The sequence below is a fragment of the Mesorhizobium sp. M5C.F.Ca.IN.020.32.2.1 genome, assembly GCF_004023105.1.
GTDB lineage: Bacteria > Pseudomonadota > Alphaproteobacteria > Rhizobiales > Rhizobiaceae > Mesorhizobium > Mesorhizobium wenxiniae.
Genome location: NZ_RZSX01001476.1, coordinates 1 through 774, shown reverse-complemented (window position 1 = coordinate 774; position 774 = coordinate 1). Strand labels below are relative to the sequence as shown.

1 protein-coding gene is annotated in these 774 nt (G+C 59.3%); it reads right to left on the bottom strand.

The window, feature by feature from the left end; translation table 11 throughout:
* The coding region (locus EOA86_RS36900) for a response regulator (protein ID WP_245497507.1) at nt 1-506 on the bottom strand (506 nt) is incomplete at its 3' end.
* Nucleotides 507-774 lie beyond the last annotated feature (268 nt).

Sequence of the window (774 nt, the reverse complement as noted above, 5' to 3'; positions counted from 1 at the left end):
GTTCCGACGACACGATGGCCCAGGCTTTCGACCATTTGCTCGATGTCCATGGCGATCAGCGGCTCGTCCTCGATGATCAGCACATCGGTTGCCACCTGGCGGGAAATCTCGTTGCTGGCCTCGGCGAGGAGTTCGGAGAATTCTTGATCGTCGACGTCGAGAATCTCCGCCGCCTCGTCTTCGCTGAAACCTTCCACGGCGACCAGCAGGAAGGCCTGCCGGGGACGGGGTGAAATCGCGTTTAGATTGGCGGCGGCGCGCTGTTCCCACGCCGACTGCGGATGTTCTTGCGGAACGCGGATGGCGACCGAGGTGAACAGCCTGGCGAATACCTTGTAGAGCGCGATGCGGTCGTTCGACGCGTCCGGAAAGATGTCGACGTCGGCGATGATGGCTTCGAGCATCGCGGCGACCAGCGCGTCGCCACTCTCCTGCGATCCGGAAACAGCCCGCGAGAAGCGGCGCAGGAACGGCAGGTGCGGAGCGATGGTTGCGGACAGGCTCATGATGGACGTCTCCCTCTGACGTAATTGGATAGATTGCAGGCCAAGGTGATTACAAGCCCCGAAATTAGCCCTGAAAACATAAACGCCGGCTTTCCAAAAAAGTTCCGACGGTTTGGAACTTATATAAGAGGACGGCGTTTGAGGTCGGGACGGGCAACCAGACGAGGGGACCGCCTGCTTTGCGTCGTGTATTGAAGGGCGGCAGGGTACTGGGAAAAAGGGCGAAATGAAGAGATGACGAAAGATACCACGGCTGGCGCTGCAAACA